At 37.7% G+C, this 19,898-nt stretch carries 19 protein-coding genes; all 19 read left to right on the forward strand.

Annotated features, from left to right (window positions below):
- Nucleotides 1-131 precede the first annotated feature (131 nt).
- The 19 genes from smc to hslV all read left to right on the forward strand — a co-directional run bounded on the left by smc (nucleotide 132) and on the right by hslV (nucleotide 19,897).
- Nucleotides 132-3,701 (forward strand): chromosome segregation protein SMC, encoded by a 3,570-nt coding sequence (gene smc / locus C568_RS0105040; protein ID WP_018780925.1) that lies wholly within the window; start codon nucleotides 132-134, stop codon nucleotides 3,699-3,701.
- Between the two features lie 14 nt (nucleotides 3,702-3,715).
- Entirely contained in the window at nucleotides 3,716-4,705 is a 990-nt protein-coding gene (gene ftsY / locus C568_RS0105045; protein ID WP_006095745.1) for a signal recognition particle-docking protein FtsY, read from the forward strand.
- 279 nt (nucleotides 4,706-4,984) lie between these two features.
- Complete coding sequence (locus C568_RS0105050; protein WP_000891062.1) at nucleotides 4,985-5,317, forward strand: putative DNA-binding protein; 333 nt, start codon at nucleotides 4,985-4,987, stop codon at nucleotides 5,315-5,317.
- Between the two features lie 12 nt (nucleotides 5,318-5,329).
- On the forward strand, nucleotides 5,330-6,679 hold the full coding sequence (gene ffh / locus C568_RS0105055; protein WP_003199457.1) for a signal recognition particle protein: 1,350 nt from the start codon (nucleotides 5,330-5,332) through the stop codon (nucleotides 6,677-6,679).
- Between the two features lie 101 nt (nucleotides 6,680-6,780).
- On the forward strand, nucleotides 6,781-7,053 hold the full coding sequence (gene rpsP, locus C568_RS0105060; protein ID WP_000268750.1) for a 30S ribosomal protein S16: 273 nt from the start codon (nucleotides 6,781-6,783) through the stop codon (nucleotides 7,051-7,053).
- A gap of 14 nt (nucleotides 7,054-7,067) precedes the next feature.
- Nucleotides 7,068-7,295, forward strand: a complete 228-nt coding sequence (locus C568_RS0105065; protein WP_016115971.1) for a KH domain-containing protein — start codon at nucleotides 7,068-7,070, stop codon at nucleotides 7,293-7,295.
- A 119-nt stretch (nucleotides 7,296-7,414) separates the two neighbouring features.
- Nucleotides 7,415-7,930, forward strand: coding sequence for a ribosome maturation factor RimM (gene rimM / locus C568_RS0105070; RefSeq protein ID WP_018764717.1), 516 nt, complete (start codon nucleotides 7,415-7,417; stop codon nucleotides 7,928-7,930).
- Nucleotides 7,930-8,664: a tRNA (guanosine(37)-N1)-methyltransferase TrmD gene (gene trmD / locus C568_RS0105075; protein ID WP_018780926.1), complete on the forward strand. Its 735-nt coding sequence runs from the start codon at nucleotides 7,930-7,932 to the stop codon at nucleotides 8,662-8,664. Before rimM ends, trmD begins: the two co-directional genes overlap by 1 nt.
- 146 nt (nucleotides 8,665-8,810) lie before the next feature.
- On the forward strand, nucleotides 8,811-9,155 hold the full coding sequence (gene rplS, locus C568_RS0105080) for a 50S ribosomal protein L19 (protein WP_001186516.1): 345 nt from the start codon (nucleotides 8,811-8,813) through the stop codon (nucleotides 9,153-9,155).
- Between the two features lie 101 nt (nucleotides 9,156-9,256).
- Nucleotides 9,257-9,808 (forward strand): signal peptidase I, encoded by a 552-nt coding sequence (gene lepB / locus C568_RS0105085; protein WP_016115968.1) that lies wholly within the window; start codon nucleotides 9,257-9,259, stop codon nucleotides 9,806-9,808.
- A gap of 21 nt (nucleotides 9,809-9,829) precedes the next feature.
- On the forward strand, nucleotides 9,830-10,702 hold the full coding sequence (ylqF, locus tag C568_RS0105090; RefSeq protein WP_003199468.1) for a ribosome biogenesis GTPase YlqF: 873 nt from the start codon (nucleotides 9,830-9,832) through the stop codon (nucleotides 10,700-10,702).
- 56 nt (nucleotides 10,703-10,758) lie between these two features.
- Entirely contained in the window at nucleotides 10,759-11,532 is a 774-nt protein-coding gene (locus tag C568_RS0105095) for a ribonuclease HII (protein ID WP_018780927.1), read from the forward strand.
- Nucleotides 11,533-11,725: 193 nt separating this feature from the next.
- The gene (sucC, locus tag C568_RS0105100) at nucleotides 11,726-12,886 is read left to right on the forward strand and encodes an ADP-forming succinate--CoA ligase subunit beta (RefSeq protein ID WP_003199470.1); all 1,161 of its coding nucleotides are present in this window, start codon (nucleotides 11,726-11,728) and stop codon (nucleotides 12,884-12,886) included.
- A 19-nt stretch (nucleotides 12,887-12,905) separates the two neighbouring features.
- Nucleotides 12,906-13,808: a succinate--CoA ligase subunit alpha gene (sucD, locus tag C568_RS0105105; RefSeq protein ID WP_003199472.1), complete on the forward strand. Its 903-nt coding sequence runs from the start codon at nucleotides 12,906-12,908 to the stop codon at nucleotides 13,806-13,808.
- Between the two features lie 90 nt (nucleotides 13,809-13,898).
- Complete coding sequence (gene dprA, locus C568_RS0105110) at nucleotides 13,899-14,768, forward strand: DNA-processing protein DprA (protein WP_018780928.1); 870 nt, start codon at nucleotides 13,899-13,901, stop codon at nucleotides 14,766-14,768.
- Between the two features lie 144 nt (nucleotides 14,769-14,912).
- Entirely contained in the window at nucleotides 14,913-16,991 is a 2,079-nt protein-coding gene (topA, locus tag C568_RS0105115; protein WP_018780929.1) for a type I DNA topoisomerase, read from the forward strand.
- Between the two features lie 51 nt (nucleotides 16,992-17,042).
- Nucleotides 17,043-18,347: an FADH(2)-oxidizing methylenetetrahydrofolate--tRNA-(uracil(54)-C(5))-methyltransferase TrmFO gene (trmFO, locus tag C568_RS0105120; RefSeq protein ID WP_006095738.1), complete on the forward strand. Its 1,305-nt coding sequence runs from the start codon at nucleotides 17,043-17,045 to the stop codon at nucleotides 18,345-18,347.
- Between the two features lie 65 nt (nucleotides 18,348-18,412).
- The gene (gene xerC / locus C568_RS0105125) at nucleotides 18,413-19,312 is read left to right on the forward strand and encodes a tyrosine recombinase XerC (RefSeq protein ID WP_016133222.1); all 900 of its coding nucleotides are present in this window, start codon (nucleotides 18,413-18,415) and stop codon (nucleotides 19,310-19,312) included.
- 42 nt (nucleotides 19,313-19,354) lie between these two features.
- On the forward strand, nucleotides 19,355-19,897 hold the full coding sequence (gene hslV / locus C568_RS0105130; protein ID WP_003199482.1) for an ATP-dependent protease proteolytic subunit HslV: 543 nt from the start codon (nucleotides 19,355-19,357) through the stop codon (nucleotides 19,895-19,897).
- The last annotated feature ends 1 nt before the right edge of the window (nucleotide 19,898 follow it).

The raw sequence follows: 19,898 nt of genomic DNA on the forward strand, positions 1-19,898 counted from the left end.
GAGGGGGATTCCTTATGCATAGAATGAAACTTTATTTTTATTTGGATATGAAAAGATAAATATGAATCCGTACAGTAGTTTGTTTTTATAGGCAGAGACTATAAAAACGGAGAATAGGGGGAAGGCCTTTCGTGTTTTTAAAGAGATTAGAAATAGTAGGATTTAAATCCTTTGCGGAGCGTGTATCTGTTGATTTTGTTCCAGGTGTAACCTCTGTAGTTGGTCCTAATGGAAGCGGAAAGAGTAATATTACTGACGCGATTCGCTGGGTACTTGGTGAACAATCTGCAAAATCATTACGCGGTGCAAAAATGGAGGATATTATTTTTGCGGGAAGTGATACGCGAAGAGCAGTTAATGTTGCAGAGGTAACATTAACCTTAAATAATGAAGATCAGCGTTTACCTATTGAGTATAATGAAGTGAGTGTTACGCGCCGCGTTTCTCGCTCGGGAGATAGTGACTTTTTTATTAACAAACAATCTTGTCGATTAAAAGATATTGTTGATTTATTTATGGATTCTGGTATGGGACGAGAAGCTTTCTCAATCATTAGCCAAGGAAAAGTAGAAGAAATTTTAAGCAGTAAATCTGAAGAGCGTCGTGGTGTATTTGAAGAAGCAGCAGGCGTATTAAAATATAAGCTTCGCAAAAAGAAAGCTGAAGGAAAATTAGCAGAAACACAAGAAAACTTAAATCGTGTGCAAGATATTATTCACGAATTAAGCACTCAAGTAGAGCCGCTTGAAAGACAAGCTTCTATTGCGAAAGACTATCTTGAGAAAAAAGAAGAACTAGAAAAAGTAGAAGCAGCTCTCATTGTATATGAAATTGAAGAATTACATGAAAAATGGGAAGCGCTTAGAAAGCAGTTTGGACACAATAAAGATGAAGAAGTAAAAATGTCAACGCATTTACAAAAAAATGAAGCAGAGCTCGAAGAATTACGCGGACAATTGCAAGCGATTGATGAATCTGTAGATTCCTTGCAAGAAGTTCTCCTTCTTTCTAGTAAAGAGTTAGAAAAATTAGAAGGGCAGCGTGAATTGCTAAAGGAACGAAAGCAAAATGCAACAACGCACTGCACACAGCTTGAACAGTTAATTATTGAGTTAACAGAAAAAGCCAAGATTTATGATGTGGAAATTGAAACCAGTACAGAAGAACTAATGAAATTTGCAAATCAGGTAAAAGCATTAGAACAAAAGCTACACGAAAATGAGAAACTTCTTTCTACATATGCAGAAAACCTAGAAGAGCAAATTGAGCATTTAAAAGGAGATTATATTGAACTTTTAAATCAACAAGCAAGTAATCGTAATGAATTATCTATGCTTGAGGAACAATTCAAACAACAAAATTCTAAAAATCAACGCCTTGATGAAGAAAATGAAAAGTATGTACAAATGCGTATGCAAATTACAGCTAAAAAGGAAAAATTTGTAGAGAGTTATGAAGAAGTAAAAGAGAAAGTGACAAGCGTTATTACCAATATACAAAAAACAGAAGCGGCGCTTGGAAAATGCAAGGCACAATATAGTGAAAATGAAACAAAATTGTATCAAGCATATCAATTTGTTCAACAAGCTCGCTCTCGAAAAGAAATGCTGGAAGAGATGCAAGAAGACTATTCTGGGTTTTATCAAGGTGTACGTGAAGTATTAAAGGCCCGTGAAAGTAAACTACATGGCATTGAAGGTGCGGTCGCTGAACTACTTACTGTACCGAAGGCATATGAAGTTGCTATGGAGATTGCACTTGGTGCAGCAATGCAACACGTTGTTGTACAAACAGAAGAGCATGCTCGCGAGGCAATTGCCTTTTTGAAACAAAATCGCCATGGACGTGCGACGTTTTTACCACAGGCAGTTATTAAGGGAAGATCGTTATCATTTGAACAGCTACGTATGATAAAGCAACATTCAGCGTTTATAGGTGTGGCAGCAGAACTCGTGCATTACAATAATAAATATGAAAATATAGTTTCAAATTTATTAGGAACGGTCGTCGTTGCAAAAGATTTAAGAGGTGCGAATGAGTTAGCGAAGCAATTACAATATCGCTACCGTATTGTAACGATTGAAGGAGATGTTGTAAATCCTGGCGGTTCTATGACTGGTGGGGCTGTAAAACAAGCGAAATCTTCTCTACTAGGGCGACAACGTGAATTAGAAGAGTGGAGCAAGAAGCTTACTGAAATGGAAGAAAAAACTTCTAAGTTAGAAAACTTTGTTAAAGCGTTAAAACAAGAAATTCAAGAAAAAGAAGTTAAGATAAAAGAATTACGTCACGATGCAGAACAAGAGCGTGTAGATGAACAAAAATTAAAAGAAGAAATTAATCAGCTTGAGCTAGAAGAGCATCGTATTAATGATCGTTTATCTATTTATGATTTGGAAATAGAAGGATTTTTACAAGATCAAGTGAAAATGCAAGGGCGAAAACAAGAGCTGGATAGAATTTTAGTAGAGCTTCAAAAAGATATCACAGAGCTTGATGAAAAAATTGTTGCTTTAACGAAGCAAAAAAGTGACCAGCATTCTTCGAAAGAAAAAGTTCAGGCGGAGATGACGGAGCTGAAAGTACAAGCAGCAGAAAAGCAGCAACGTTTGTCTAATCAAAAAGAGAAAGTAGATCGTTTGACGAAAGAACAAGAGGAAACGCAGCGAACGCTTGTAAAAACAAAAGAAGATTTAGCATTCTTAAAGCAAGAAATGACATCGAATTCAAGCGGTGAAGAGCAAATTACGAATATGATTGAAAAGAAAGCACATGATCGAAATCAAACATCGGAATTAATTAGTTCCCGTCGTGAGCAACGCCTGAGCCTTCAAGAACGGGTAGAACATATAGAGCGTGAAGTGAAAGATACGAAAGGGCGCCATAAATATGTTCTCGAGGTTTTAAAAGATCAAGAAGTGAAAATCAATCGCCTTGATGTTGAATTAGAAAATAGATTGCAACATTTACGCGAAACGTATACGATTTCATTTGAAGCAGCAAAACTGAAGTATACAATGATAATGCCTGCAGAAGATGCGCGTAAAAAGGTGAAATTAATCAAACTATCAATCGAGGAGCTCGGAACAGTAAACTTAGGGGCAATTGAAGAGTATGAACGCATAGCAGAACGACATACGTTCTTGTTAGAGCAGCGAGATGACTTAGAAGAAGCGAAAGCGACATTGCACCAAGTTATTATGGAAATGGATGAAGAGATGAAAAAACGCTTCTCTACTACATTCCAGGCAATTCGTACAGAATTCCAGACTGTCTTTTGTGAACTATTTGGCGGAGGAAGAGCAGACTTAGTGATGACAAATCCGCAAGATTTATTAAATACAGGCATTGATATTGTTGCGCAGCCACCGGGGAAGAAACTGCAAAATTTAGGTTTACTTTCAGGTGGGGAGCGTGCTTTAACTGCAATTGCACTGCTATTTGGTATTTTAAAAGTAAGACCTGTTCCGTTCTGTGTACTAGATGAGGTTGAAGCGGCGCTTGATGAAGCGAATGTAGCTCGTTTTGCGCAGTATTTGAAAAAGTTTAGTGATGAAACGCAGTTTATTGTTATTACACATCGAAAAGGTACGATGGAAGAATCAGATGTACTGTACGGGGTAACAATGCAAGAATCAGGTGTTTCTAAGCTTGTTTCCGTTCGTTTAGATGACGGAGAAGAGCTTGTTGCAAGCAAATAGGAAGGATGAGAAGAATGAGCTTCTTTAAAAAATTAAAAGAAAAGATTTCGAAACAAACAGATACTGTAACAGAGAAGTTTAAGCAAGGGTTAGAAAAAACGAGAAATTCATTTGCGGATAAAGTAAATGATTTAGTGTATCGCTATCGTAAAGTCGATGAGGATTTCTTTGAGGAATTAGAGGAAATTTTAATTGGTGCAGATGTTGGTGTTGCAACAGTAATGGAACTTATCGATCAGTTGAAGGAAGAAGTACAACGCCGCAATATTCAAGATCCGAGAGAAGTGCAAGCTGTTATTTCGGAAAAACTAGTAGGGATTTACAAAGGTGAAGAAGACTTCAGTAATGAACTTAACATACAACAAGATCAATTAACGGTTATTTTATTTGTTGGTGTTAATGGTGTTGGGAAAACGACAACAATTGGTAAAATGGCTCATAAGTTTAAATCCGAAGGTAAGTCTGTCTTATTAGCAGCAGGGGATACGTTCCGTGCAGGAGCAATCGAACAGCTAGAAGTATGGGGCGACCGAGTTGGTGTGGAAGTTATTAAACAAGGATCTGGTTCTGACCCGGCAGCGGTTATGTATGATGCTGTTCAAGCTGCAAAAGCGCGTAAAGTAGATATCTTGCTATGTGATACAGCAGGTCGCTTGCAAAATAAAGTGAATTTAATGAAGGAGTTAGAAAAGGTGAAACGTGTCATTGAACGCGAAGTTCCAGGTGCTCCTCATGAAGTATTGCTTGTTATTGATGCAACGACAGGTCAAAATGGTTTAAGTCAAGCGAAAACATTCCGCGAAGCAACGAATGTTACAGGTATTGTTCTAACGAAATTAGACGGGACTGCTAAAGGTGGTATCGTATTAGCGATTCGTAATGAGATGGACGTACCAGTGAAATTTGTTGGACTTGGAGAACAAATGGACGACTTACAGCAATTTGATCCAGAACAATATGTGTATGGTTTATTTGCAAACTTAGTAGAAAAAGAAGAAGTATAAAGTGAAACTTCCATCCGTGGAGGCATTTTCCATGGATGGTTAGCCCTCACCAATCGGGTATTTATGGGTGGTTATCCTCCACCTATCTTCTTCACTTCTTTTTGAATCTTAAGGTGGAGGTCTTACTGCCCCCAAATAGCGGGGGCAGTGAAAGAAGCGGAAAAACCGCTTCTTTTTTATAAAAAATATATCATGTTAAGAAAAAAACTTGACACTCTTTTATACTCCATGTAAACTAATTCATGTAAAGGGAAATCACTTAACAAAGGATGATCCAACATGCTCGAAAAAACAACGAGAATGAATTATTTATTTGATTTTTATCAATCGTTGTTAACGCAAAAACAAAGAAGTTATATGTCGCTTTATTATTTAGATGATTTATCTCTTGGTGAAATTGCGGAAGAATTTGATGTAAGTCGCCAAGCCGTGTATGATAACATTAAACGGACTGAAGCGATGCTTGAAGAATATGAAGAGAAATTAGTATTACTTCAAAAGTTTCAAGAGCGACAGCGACTTGTTGCAAAGCTAAAACAGCTAATCAGCGAAGAAGAGCATGTGAATGAAGAAATGAAACAAGTTGTTGAAGCTATCGAAAAATTAGATTAGGAGGGCGGCAATATGGCATTTGAAGGATTAGCCGACCGACTTCAACAGACGATGCAAAAAATCCGCGGCAAAGGAAAAGTTTCTGAAGCCGATGTAAAAGAAATGATGAGAGAAGTTCGTCTTGCTCTTTTAGAAGCGGATGTTAACTTTAAAGTAGTAAAAGATTTTGTAAAGCGTGTGTCTGAGCGTGCTGTCGGACAAGATGTAATGAAGAGTTTGACACCTGGCCAACAAGTAATTAAAGTTGTACAGGAAGAACTTACAGAACTTATGGGCGGAGAGCAAAGTAAAATTGCTGTCGCTAATAAGCCGCCAACTGTTATTATGATGGTTGGTCTGCAAGGTGCAGGTAAAACAACGACAACAGGTAAACTTGCGAATTTGCTTCGTAAAAAGCATAATCGTAAACCGATGCTTGTTGCAGCCGATATTTACCGTCCTGCAGCGATTAAACAGCTTGAAACATTAGGGAAGCAATTGGACATGCCTGTTTTCTCATTAGGAGATCAAGTAAGTCCTGTTGAAATTGCAAAACAAGCGATTGCGAAAGCAAAAGAAGATCATCATGATTATGTTTTAATCGATACAGCGGGTCGCCTGCATATTGATGAAGAACTAATGGATGAATTAGCGAAAGTGAAAGAAGTTGCGAAACCGGATGAAATCTTCCTTGTTGTCGATGCGATGACAGGACAAGATGCGGTAAATGTTGCACAAAGTTTCCATGAACAGTTAGGTTTAACAGGTGTTGTTTTAACGAAATTAGACGGTGATACGCGCGGTGGTGCAGCACTATCTATTAAAGCAGTAACAAACACACCAATTAAATTTGCTGGTATGGGTGAAAAGCTAGATGCGATTGAAGCGTTCCATCCAGAACGCATGGCATCCCGTATTTTAGGGATGGGTGACGTTTTAACATTAATTGAAAAAGCGCAAGCTACAGTTGATGAGGAAAAAGCAAAAGAACTTGAGCAAAAAATGCGTACGCTTTCGTTTACGCTAGACGATTTCCTAGAGCAACTTGGACAAGTGCGTCAACTTGGACCACTTGATGAATTGCTAGGAATGCTTCCTGGTGCAAATAAAATTAAAGGGCTGAAAAATGCACAAGTTGATGAAAAACAAATTGGGCATATTGAGGCAATTATTCGTTCTATGACAAAAGTAGAGCGAGAACATCCGGAAATTATCAATGCTAGTCGTAAAAAACGCATTGCCAAAGGTAGTGGTACAACAGTACAAGAAATTAATCGTCTACTGAAGCAGTTTGAAGATATGAAAAAAATGATGAAGACGATGACAGGCATGCAAAAAGGTAAGAAAAAAGGACTAGGTGGATTGAAGTTTCCATTTATGTAAGGAAAAAAAGATGGCTCTGTTAAGAAAAAATACTTTACAAAGCAATAGTCTTTTTGCTAATATAATTATCTGTGTGAAATAAATTCGGAGGTGCTTTATAAATGGCAGTTAAAATTCGTTTAAAACGTATGGGAGCTAAAAAAACTCCTTTCTATCGTGTAGTTGTTGCAGATTCTCGTTCTCCTCGTGACGGACGTTTCATTGAGGAAATCGGTACTTACAATCCGGTTGCTCAACCAGCTGAAGTGAAAATCAACGAAGAAGCAGCATTAAAATGGTTAGGAAATGGTGCGAAACCATCTGATACAGTTCGCAATCTTTTCTCTAACCAAGGTATCATGGAGAAATTCCACTTATCTAAACAAGGTAAGTAATTGAGGCAATGACAATGAAAAAGTTGATCGAAACAATTGTCAAACCTCTTGTAGATCATCCTGAAGATGTAAAAGTTTCACAGGAACTTTGCAACGGAGAGATAAAGTATCGATTGACTGTGCATCCTGAGGATGTTGGAAAAGTCATTGGAAAGCAGGGGCGAGTTGCGAAAGCAATTCGGATGCTCTTGTATTCAGTGGGACATCACAATGATGAGAAAGTCACACTGGAAATTCAATAAACGTTAAAAGGGCGAGGATTTTTCCTCTCCCTTTTTTAACATTTTTAAAGAAATTGCATGTTCCATATATGGAATGGAAATGCTTAACTTATATAGAAAACAGGGGTGACATGCTGTTTATGACAAAATGGTTTAACGTAGGTAAAATTGTAAATACTCATGGTGTTAGAGGGGAAATTCGAGTTATTTCTCGTACCGATTTTCCTGAAGAACGATATAAAGTAGGGAATACATTATACATATGGCATGATAAAGGGACGGAACCACTTTCGGTAAAGGTCGCTTCTCATCGCCAACACAAAACATTTGATTTATTGACATTTGAAGGGTATAACAATGTAGATGAAGTAGAGAAGCTAAAAGGTTCTTCAATCAAAGTACCAGAAGAGCAGTTAGGTGAACTTGCTGAAGGTGAGTACTATTACCATGAAATTATTGGCTGTAAAGTTGTAACAGAAGAGGGAGAGGATTTAGGTACGATAAAAGAGATTCTATCTCCTGGTGCGAATGATGTTTGGGTGATCAAACGCCCGAAAGGTCAAGATCTTTTAATCCCTTACATTGATGATGTTGTACTTCAAGTTAACATTGAAAATAAATTAGTAACCATTCATGTAATGGAAGGATTGCTATAATGAAAATCGATATTTTAACATTATTTCCAGAGATGTTCACCGGTGTTTTTGGATCTTCGATTTTAAAAAAAGCGCAAGAAAAAGAGGCAGTGGAGCTTAGGGTTGTAAATTTTCGTGATTATACAACAAGTAAGCATAACAGTGTAGATGATTATCCGTACGGTGGGGGCGCGGGGATGGTATTAACCCCACAGCCTATCTTTGATGCGGTGGAAGAGTTAACGAAGGAAACTGACCGTAAACCAAGGGTGGTCTTAATGTGTCCACAAGGAGAGCGTTTCACGCAGAAAAAGGCAGAAGAGCTTGCTGGAGAAGAGCATGTTATTTTTGTATGTGGTCATTATGAAGGATATGATGAACGAATTCGTGAACATCTTGTAACAGATGAGATTTCTATTGGTGATTACGTATTAACGGGCGGAGAATTAGCCTCTATGGTTGTTACCGATAGTGTTGTACGTCTTTTGCCAGGAGTACTTGGAAATCATGCTTCTCAGGTGGAAGATTCTTTTAGTACTGGTTTGTTAGAGCATCCGCACTATACACGTCCAGCTGATTTCCGTGGCATGAAGGTACCGGATGTACTTACGTCAGGGAATCATAAAAATATTGATGAATGGCGTCATAAAGAATCCCTGCGCCGTACGTATACACGTCGACCGGATTTACTTGAAGAACGTCGATTATCGAAGCAAGAAGAAAAATGGCTTGAACAAATTAAAAAAGAGCAATAAAAACTTCATATATTTTCTATTGCAACAGGCCTAGCAATATGATATTATAACATTTGTGTTACTGAAAACAGTAGCCGTATTAACGATGTTCCGCTGTAATTTATTAAGACTTTATAAGAGCATCCGTTTAAAGGAGAGAATTGAATATGCAACAATTAATCGCAGAAATTACAAAAGGCCAATTAAAAACTGACCTACCTTCATTCCGTCCTGGTGACACTTTACGTGTACACGTAAAAGTAGTTGAGGGTACTCGTGAGAGAATTCAGCTTTTTGAAGGTGTTGTAATTAAACGTCGTGGTGGCGGAATCAGTGAAACATTCACAGTGCGTAAGATTTCTTACGGTGTAGGTGTTGAGCGTACATTCCCAGTTCACACGCCAAGAATCGCGAAAATCGAAGTACTTCGCCGTGGTAAAGTACGTCGTGCTAAGTTATACTACTTACGTAACCTTCGCGGTAAAAAAGCGCGTATCAAAGAAATTCGATAAGACATGTATGGGAGCTTGTAAATGCACAAGCTCCCTTTTTCCAATCTATATGAAATTTTGATATAATACGAACAGCTTACATAACCGTGGAGGGGAAATACATGAAAAAAGAGAAGAGTTCACTTTGGGAATGGATAAAAGCAATTTTGATTGCTATTGTGTTAGCGGGTGTTATTAGACAATTTTTCTTTGCTCCAATCCTTGTGGATGGTGTATCAATGTCACCGACGCTACATGATCGTGATCGAATGATTGTCAATAAGATCGGCTATCACATTGGTGAACCGAAACGTTTTGACATAATCGTATTCCAAGCAACAGAAGAAAAAGATTATATTAAACGTGTTATCGGCTTGCCAGGCGATGAAATTGAGTATCGAAATGATAAACTCTATATTAACGGAAAACCTTATGAGGAACCGTATTTAGACAAGCAGAAAAAACAACTTGCTGATGGACCACTTACATATGATTTCAAGCTTGAAGAAATTACAGGTAAGAAAACAGTTCCAAAAGGTCAATTATTTGTACTAGGTGACAATCGTCGTTTTAGTAAAGATAGTCGTACTATTGGAACGATTTCGATGGACCAAGTAATTGGAGAAGCGAATATGTTATATTGGCCATTAAAAGACGCACGTATTGTGAAATAAACGAAAAAAGAAGGTGGCAACATGGTAATTCAATGGTTCCCAGGGCATATGGCAAAAGCTAGGCGCCAAGTAACAGAGAAATTAAAGTTAATTGATGTTGTAATCGAACTTGTAGATGCTCGATTACCTTTATCTTCTCGAAACCCGATGATTGATGAAATTATTACACATAAGCCGAGGCTTGTTGTTTTAAATAAAGCGGATATGGCAGATGATCGCTTAACTAAGCAATGGATCGCCTATTTTGAGGAAAAAGGGCATAAAGCAATTTCAATTAATGCGCAGGCTGGACAAGGTATGAAAGAAATTGCAGCTGCATGTAAAGTGCTTGTAAAAGAAAAATTTGACAAAATGGTTGCAAAAGGCATTCGTCCAAGAGCAATTCGCGCTTTAATTGTAGGTATTCCCAATGTCGGTAAATCTACATTGATTAATAAATTAGCAAAGAAAAATATTGCAAAAACAGGCGATCGTCCAGGTGTTACAACAGCCCAACAATGGATTAAGGTTGGTAAGGAAATGGAACTACTGGATACACCAGGTATTTTATGGCCTAAATTTGAAGATGAATTAGTTGGACTTCGCCTTGCGACAACGGGTGCAATTAAAGATTCTATTTTAAATTTACAGGATGTAGCAGTATATGCACTTCGTTTTATGGAAAAGCATTATCCAGAACGTATACAAGAACGTTATAAAATAAGTGAAATTCCAGAAGACATTGTAGAATTCTTTGATGTGATTGGAAGAAATAGAGGTTGCTTAATGGGCGGCGGAATGATTGATTATGATAAAACATCTGAGCTTATTCTTCGCGAGCTTCGCGGTGGTAAACTTGGAAAAATGACATTTGAAACACCGGAAGAATTTGCAGAGGAAGTAGAAGAAGTATAAGACGTGCGTTTGTGCGTCTTTTCTTTTTGGTTATTTTTAAAAGGGAGTGTACATTGATGCAAAAAATCACAATTCAAGAGGCAGAATGTGTATTGCAAGAAATTAAGAATGAAGAAGATGAAAGATTTCAAGTGTTATTGAAGGATGAGCGGAAAGGCGTTCAAAAGCTCATTTTAAAATGGTATAAACAAAAAGAGTTAGCGCAAAAGGAAAAAGAAAAGTTTTTAGAGATGTCAAAATATGAAAAAGCATTACGTGAAAAAGGGCTCACATATATTGCTGGTATCGATGAAGTGGGAAGGGGGCCGCTAGCTGGGCCCGTTGTTACGGCTGCTGTCGTCCTTCCAAAAGATTTCTATATCCCAGGGTTAAATGACTCTAAAAAACTAAGTGAAGCGAAACGTGAGCGTTTTTATGATGAAATTAAAGAACAGGCAATCGCGATTGGGGTTGGAATTGTATCTCCGCAAGTTATTGATGAAATAAATATTTATCAAGCGACGAAGCGAGCAATGTTAGATGCAATTGCGAATTTAGCATGTACACCAGAGCATTTATTAATTGATGCAATGAAGCTTCCTACACCAATTCCGCAAACATCTATTATTAAAGGTGATGCAAAAAGTATTTCTATTTCAGCTGCGTCTATTATTGCGAAAGTAACGAGAGATCGCATGATGAAAGAACTTGGGAAAGAATATCCAGCATATGGATTTGAGCAACATATGGGCTATGGAACGAAACAACATTTACAAGCGATTGAAATGTATGGAGTATTAGAAGAGCATAGAAAAACATTTGCGCCGATTAAGGATATGATTCAAAAATAAGCTGTGACTCACAGCTTATTTTTTTATTTTGGTATATAAACATTACTATTTTCAAAAAAGAATAAAGCGATTTCAGTTTTCTGACACTTTATTGTAGACAGCGTGCCAATCATTTTATACAATGGCAATGTAGTGTTTTTTAAACATTAAAAAACTTTTTGAGTAAAACAGGAAAACAGGGGAGGATGGGACCATGAATATCCATGAGTACCAAGGTAAAGCAGTCCTTAGAAGCTATGGGGTTAGCGTTCCGAACGGGAAGGTTGCATTTACAGTAGAAGAAGCTGTAGAAGCAGCGAAAGAATTAGGAACAGATGTATGTGTAGTGAAAGCACAAATTCACGCTGGTGGACGCGGCAAAGCTGGCGGAGTAAAAGTTGCGAAAAATTTAGATGAAGTTCGTACATATGCGGAAAGTATTTTAGGTACTACGCTTGTTACGCATCAAACAGGTCCTGAAGGTAAGGAAGTAAAACGCTTACTTATCGAAGAAGGTTGCGATATTAAAAAAGAATATTATGTTGGTTTAGTTTTAGACCGTGCGACTTCTCAAGTTGTTTTAATGGCGTCTGAAGAAGGCGGAACAGAAATTGAAGAAGTAGCAGAAAAAACACCAGAAAAAATCTTTAAAGAATATATTGATCCAGCAGTAGGTCTGCAAGGTTTCCAAGCACGCCGCATTGCATTTAACATCAATATTCCAAAAGAGCTTGTAGGACAAGCTGTGAAGTTTATGATGGGCTTATATCGTGCTTATATCGAAAAAGATTGCTCTATTGCAGAAATCAACCCACTTGTTACAACAGGTGATGGAAAAGTTATGGCATTAGATGCAAAATTAAACTTTGATTCTAATGCATTATATCGTCATAAAGACATTCTAGAACTTCGTGATCTTGAAGAAGAAGATCCGAAAGAAATTGAAGCTTCTAAATACGACTTAAACTATATTCCTTTAGATGGAAATATTGGTTGTATGGTAAATGGTGCAGGATTAGCAATGGCAACAATGGATATCATTAAACATTACCATGGCGATCCAGCTAACTTTTTAGATGTTGGTGGCGGTGCTACAGCTGAAAAAGTTACAGAAGCTTTCAAAATTATTCTTTCTGACAAAAATGTAAAAGGTATTTTCGTTAACATTTTTGGTGGCATTATGAAATGTGATGTTATTGCAGAAGGTGTTATTGAAGCGACAAAACAAGTAGGCCTTGAATTACCACTTGTTGTTCGTCTTGAAGGTACAAATGTTGAGCTAGGTAAGAAAATTTTAAATGAATCTGGTTTAAATATTGTTGCAGCAGAATCTATGGCAGACGGTGCACAAAAAATTGTTTCACTAGTGGGCTAATAGAAAGCGGGGGAGAAAAATGAGCGTATTAGTTAATAAAGATACAAAAGTTATTGTACAAGGTATTACTGGTTCACAAGGTTTATTCCATACAAAACAAATGATTGAATATGGTACGAAAATTGTCGGTGGTGTAACACCTGGTAAAGGTGGCACTGAAATTGAAGGTGTACCTGTCTTTGATACGGTAGAAGATGCTGTAAAAGCAACGGGCGCAAATGCTTCAGTTGTGTACGTTCCACCCGCTTTTGCGGCTGATGCGATTATGGAAGCGGTTGATGCAGAGATTGACTTAGTAGTATGTATTACAGAAGGAATCCCTGTATTAGATATGGTTAAAGTTAAGAAGTATATGGCAGGTAAACAGACGCGTTTACTTGGACCAAACTGCCCAGGTGTTATTACACCAGATGAATGTAAGATTGGTATTATGCCAGGATATATTCATAAAAAAGGTCATGTAGGTATTGTATCTCGATCTGGTACATTAACATACGAAGCTGTACATCAATTAACACAAGAAGGCATTGGTCAATCTACTGCTGTAGGTATCGGTGGCGACCCTGTCAATGGTACAGACTTTATTGATGCGTTAAAAGCGTTTAATGAGGACGAAGAAACACATGCTGTTATTATGATTGGTGAAATCGGTGGAACAGCAGAAGAAGAAGCTGCTGAGTGGGTAAAAGCAAATATGACAAAACCTGTTGTTGGATTTATCGGTGGTCAAACAGCGCCTGCAGGAAAACGTATGGGCCATGCTGGTGCGATTATTTCTGGCGGTAAAGGTACAGCTGCTGAAAAAATCAAAACAATGGAAGCTTGTGGTATTAAAGTTGCTGAAACACCAGCTGTTATGGGCGAAACTTTAATCGCTGTTTTAAAAGAAAAAGGATTATTTGAAACTTGTAAAAACTATTAATCTTTTTTGAAAGACACCTTCGTGCTAGAGGGTGTCTTTTTACACTTTTTCCTGTTTACATAATAAAAATTATGGGTAAGGAGAATGATCATGAAAAGGGAACGATTGCTCCATCTTCATTATGTGTTAGCGGATCATTGGAAAGCGTTAACTCGCTTATTGCATATAGATCCAGAGATAAAGAAACTGTATAAATTTAGTTCAGTGGAATTTGAAAAGTATGCTGGGCTGACTCCGAAAAAATCTGCTGAATTAGTTAGCTTCTTACAAACATCTACCCCGGCACAATGTATACATCATTTAGAAGAAAAGCATATTTTTTATGTCACAATATGGGATGATGATTATCCAGAATTATTACGTGAAATATCAGATCCGCCTTTCATTTTATATGGAAAGGGAAAGAGAGAATTATTAGGAGAAATAAATAAATTTGCAGTAGTTGGAACAAGAAAACCTTCTTTATACGGGAAAGAAAGCATACAATCTATTTTACAACCGCTAATAGACAAAGAATGGCTAATTGTAAGTGGTTTTGCAAATGGAATTGATACTATTGCTCACCAAATCGCAGTGCAACAACATAGCCCTACTATTGCTGTCTTAGGGCATGGATTACAGTATATGTATCCAAAAGAGAATTGCTACTTTTATAAAATATGGAAGAATACTGTACTGTTATTAACAGAATATCCGCCACATTACGCGCCTAGAAAATGGTATTTCCCAAAGCGAAATCGAATTATCAGTGGTCTTTGTAAAGGGGTTCTAGTAGTGGAAGCGAAATCGAAAAGTGGCTCGCTTATTACTGCAGATCTCGCTTTAGAACAAAATAGGGAGGTGTTTGCTCTTCCAGGTCCTATTTTTACAGAAAGTGCAGCAGGAACAAATCAACTTATAAAGCAAGGGGCGAAACTTGTTCAAAAAGCAGAGGATATTCTCGAGGAATTTTTAAATTAACCGTATATTTTTATGTTTTTATTAAACAATTATTGACAAATGGTAGAGTGGCACTGTATGTTATACTCATTCTTGATTGACAAAAACAAGAGAAATCAATAAGATTAATGAAGACTTGAATCCACCTCTTAAGGAGGCACTAGCATGTCAGATTACCTCGTAATCGTGGAGTCGCCTTCTAAGGCGAAAACCATTGAGAAATATTTAGGGAAAAAATACAAAGTCGTCGCGTCTATGGGACATGTTCGCGATTTGCCTAAAAGTCAAATGGGGATAGAAGTAAAAAATAATTTCACCCCGAAGTATATTACCATCCGTGGTAAAGGTCCTGTTTTAAAAGATTTAAAATCAGCAGCAAAAAAAGCAAAAAAAGTCTATCTCGCGGCCGATCCAGACCGCGAAGGAGAAGCGATCGCTTGGCATTTAGCGAATACGCTAAATGTGGATGTTGAATCAGATTGCCGGGTTGTATTTAATGAAATTACAAAAGATGCGATTAAAGAGTCATTTAAGCATCCTCGTGCAATTAATATGGATTTAGTAGATGCACAGCAAGCAAGACGGATACTTGATCGCCTTGTTGGTTATAATATTAGTCCTTTATTATGGAAGAAAGTCAAAAAGGGATTAAGTGCAGGACGTGTACAATCTGTAGCGGTTCGCTTAATTATTGATCGTGAAAAAGAAATTCAAAGTTTTATTCCGGAAGAGTTCTGGACAATTAAAACAGAATTTGTCAAAGGAAAAGACACATTTGAAGCATCTTTTTATGGTGTGAATGGAGAAAAGGTTCAATTAACAAATGAAGCGCAAGTAAAAGACATAATTGAAACAATGAAAAACAATGCGTTTTCAGTTGAAAATGTAACGAAAAAAGAGCGGAAACGTAATCCTGCATTACCATTTACAACGTCTTCTTTACAACAAGAAGCTGCACGTAAATTAAATATGCGAGCAAAGAAGACAATGATGCTTGCGCAGCAGCTATACGAAGGGATAGATATTGGTAAACAGGGAACCGTAGGTCTTATTACGTATATGAGAACAGACTCAACGCGTATATCGGAAACTGCTCAAGAGGAAGCTCGCTCTTATATTACTGAGGCGTTTGGTTCAGAATACATAGGGACAGAGAAGAAGAAGGAAACGAAAAAAGCGAATGCACAAGATGCGCATGAAGCAATTCGTCCAACTTCGGTAATGAGGAAGCCAGAGGAACTAAAAAGTTTCTTAAGTCGTGATCAACATCGTTTGTACAAATTGATTTGGGAGCGATTTGTTGCAAGTCAAATGGCATCTGCTGTAATGGATACTGTTACAGCTAGACTCATTAATAATAACGTTCAATTCCGTGCAAGTGGCTCAGTAGTGAAATTTTCAGGGTTTATGAAAGTTTACGTAGAATCGAAAGATGATGGTGCGGAAGAAAAAGATAAAATGTTGCCTCCTTTAGAAATAGGAGAAACTGTATTTTCAAAAGATATGGATCCAAAGCAGCACTTTACGCAGCCCCCACCACGTTATACAGAGGCCCGTTTAGTTAGGATGCTTGAAGAGCTTGGAATCGGGAGACCGTCTACTTACGTACCAACACTTGAAACGATTCAGAAGCGAGGATATGTTGCATTAGACAATAAACGCTTTGTTCCGACTGAACTTGGAGAAATTGTAATTGAACTTATTTTAGAGTTTTTCCCAGAAATTATTAACATTGAATTTACGGCCAATATGGAGCAAAACCTTGATGAAGTAGAAGAGGGGAAAGCAAATTGGGTGAAAATTGTTGATGATTTCTACGTAGGCTTTGAACCCCGCTTAGAAAAAGCGGAAAAGGAGATGCGTGAAGTCGAAATTAAAGATGAACCTGCTGGGGAAGATTGTGAATTATGCGGTCACCCAATGGTCTTTAAAATGGGCAAATACGGGAAGTTTATGGCTTGTTCTAATTTCCCTGATTGTCGCAATACAAAACCGATTGTGAAAGAAATCGGTGTAACTTGTCCGAAATGTGATAAAGGACAAATTATTGAACGCCGAAGTAATAAAAAGAAACGTCTTTTCTATGGATGTGGCACATATCCAGAATGTGACTTTGTATCTTGGGATAAACCGATTGGCCGGAAATGCCCGAAATGTGAAGGTATGCTCGTAGAGAAGAAGCTGAAAAAAGGCGTTCAAGTACAATGTATTTCTTGTGATTATGAAGAAGAACAACAAATGTGAGCGTAACTGCTCACATTTTTTTCGGGATAGAAAAGGAAAGGTGATAAATACATGACAACACAAGTAGTAAACGTCATTGGCGCAGGTCTTGCAGGAAGTGAAGCAGCTTATCAAATTGCAAAACGTGGTGTTCAAGTAAAATTATATGAAATGAGACCAGTAAGACAAACGCCGGCTCATCACACAGATAAATTTGCTGAGTTAGTATGCAGTAACTCACTTCGTGCAAATACATTAACAAATGCTGTTGGGGTCATTAAAGAAGAAATGCGCAAAATGGACTCTGTTATTATCCGTGCGGCAGATGAGTGTTCTGTGCCAGCAGGAGGAGCATTAGCGGTTGATCGGCATGAATTTGCAGCAAAAGTAACGGAGTATGTGAAAAATCATCCAAACGTAACTGTGGTGAACGAAGAAATGACAGAAATTCCAGAAGGACCAACTGTTATTGCGACAGGTCCACTCACATCTCCAGAACTTTCTGCACAGTTAAAAGAGTTAACGGGTGAAGATTATTTTTATTTCTATGATGCAGCTGCACCAATCGTGGAAAAAGAAAGCATTGATATGAACAAAGTATATTTAAAATCTCGTTACGATAAGGGAGAAGCGGCTTATTTAAACTGCCCAATGACAGAAGAAGAGTTCGATCGTTTTTATGATGCTTTAATTGCTGCAGAGACAGTGCCATTAAAAGAATTTGAGAAAGAAGTATTCTTTGAAGGTTGTATGCCTGTAGAAGTAATGGCAAGCCGTGGTAGACAGACATTGTTATTTGGACCGATGAAACCAGTGGGGCTGGAAGATCCGAAAACAGGTAAAACGCCATATGCTGTTGTTCAATTACGTCAAGATGATGCAGCAGGAACGTTATACAATATTGTTGGGTTCCAAACACATTTAAAGTGGGGACCTCAAAAAGAAGTATTACAATTGATTCCTGGACTTGAAAATGCAGAAATTGTACGCTATGGTGTAATGCATCGTAATACGTTTATTAATTCACCAAGATTACTTCGTCCAACATACCAATATAAACATCGTGATGATTTATTCTTTGCTGGACAAATGACAGGTGTAGAAGGATATGTAGAATCGGCTGCTTCAGGGCTGTTAGCAGGTATTAATGCAGCTCGTCTTGTAAAGGGAGAAGAGCCTGTTGTATTACCTCCTGTAACAGCAATGGGCAGTATGGCGAATTATATTACTGCAACTAATGCGAAAAACTTCCAACCGATGAACGCAAACTTTGGTTTATTTGCGCCATTAGAAAAGAAAATTAAAAAGAAACAAGAGCGAAATGAAGCATACGCAACACGCGCTTTAGAGACGATTCAAAATTTTGTAAATATTTAGTTAAATTTCTTGCAAAGGCTACTGAGTTGTGATACGATTTAGTAGCCTTTATTGAGGTGAGTTATGTGAATGTGAAGAAATTGTTACAATTATTCGTTGGATATTTACAAATTGAAAGAAATTATTCAAAATATACAATTGCAAGTTATCAAAATGATTTAGAACATTTTGTGCAATTTATGGAGCGAGAAGGCATATCCTCTTTTTTAGACGTTACATACGTAGATGTTCGTTTGTACTTAACGACATTACACGATGAAAAGCTAGCCCGTAAATCTGTCGCAAGAAAAGTATCGAGCTTACGAAGTTTATATCGTTTTCTGATGCGTGAAGGATATCGAGAAGATAATCCGTTTGCACTTGCGTCACTCCCCAAAAAAGAACTGTCAATCCCAAAGTTTTTGTATGTTGAAGAATTGGAGAAATTGTTTGAAGTTTCTGATGTAAAAACACCACTTGGTCAAAGGGATCAAGCTTTATTAGAGCTTATGTATGCAACGGGAATCCGTGTGAGTGAATGTGTAAGTTTACAACTTACTGATATTGATTTCTCGGTAGGGACAATTCTAGTGACGGGAAAAGGCAAAAAACAAAGGTACGTTCCGTTTGGAAGTTATGCCCAAGATGCTTTAATTACTTATATAGAAAACGGTAGAAAACAGTTAGCTAAAAAAACAGAGGAACATTCTCAAATGGTGTTTTTAAATGCAAAGGGTAAGCCGTTAACGGATCGCGGTGTTCGTTATATTTTAAATGAGCTCATTAAGAAAGCTTCTCTTACAATGCGAATAAGTCCGCATATGTTAAGGCATACATTTGCTACACATATGTTAGATGAAGGTGCAGATTTACGAACTGTGCAGGAGTTATTGGGTCATGAAAATCTATCAACGACACAAATTTATACGCATGTTTCAAAAGAAAGATTGCGTTCTGTTTACATGAAGCATCACCCGCGGGCATAAATTGCTTTTAAAGCTATAAAAACATATAAAGGAGTTTTTTCTATGGGAAATTTCCACGCTACAACGATATTTGCCATTCACCATAATGGAGAGTGTGCTATGGCCGGCGACGGACAAGTGACATTTGGCAATGCTGTTGTGATGAAGCACACAGCACGAAAAGTTCGAAAGCTATTTCAAGGGAAGGTGTTAGCTGGATTTGCAGGTTCCGTTGCGGATGCGTTTACTCTTTTTGAAATGTTTGAGGGGAAATTAGAAGAGTATAATGGAAATTTACAACGTGCTGCAGTTGAAATGGCGAAACAATGGCGTGGTGATAAAATGCTGCGTCAATTGGAAGCGATGTTAATCGTTATGGATCAAACAACGTTACTTCTTGTTTCAGGAACAGGAGAAGTAATTGAACCGGATGATGGCATTTTAGCAATCGGTTCAGGTGGACATTATGCGCTTGCAGCTGGTCGCGCTTTAAAGCAACATGCGAGTGAACATTTAACAGCAAAAGCAATTGCGAAAGCAAGTTTAGAAATTGCTGGTGACATTTGTGTGTATACAAATCACAACATTATTGTGGAAGAATTGTAGA

The organism is Bacillus sp. 95MFCvi2.1, from assembly GCF_000374965.1.
Taxonomy (GTDB): domain Bacteria; phylum Bacillota; class Bacilli; order Bacillales; family Bacillaceae_G; genus Bacillus_A; species Bacillus_A pseudomycoides.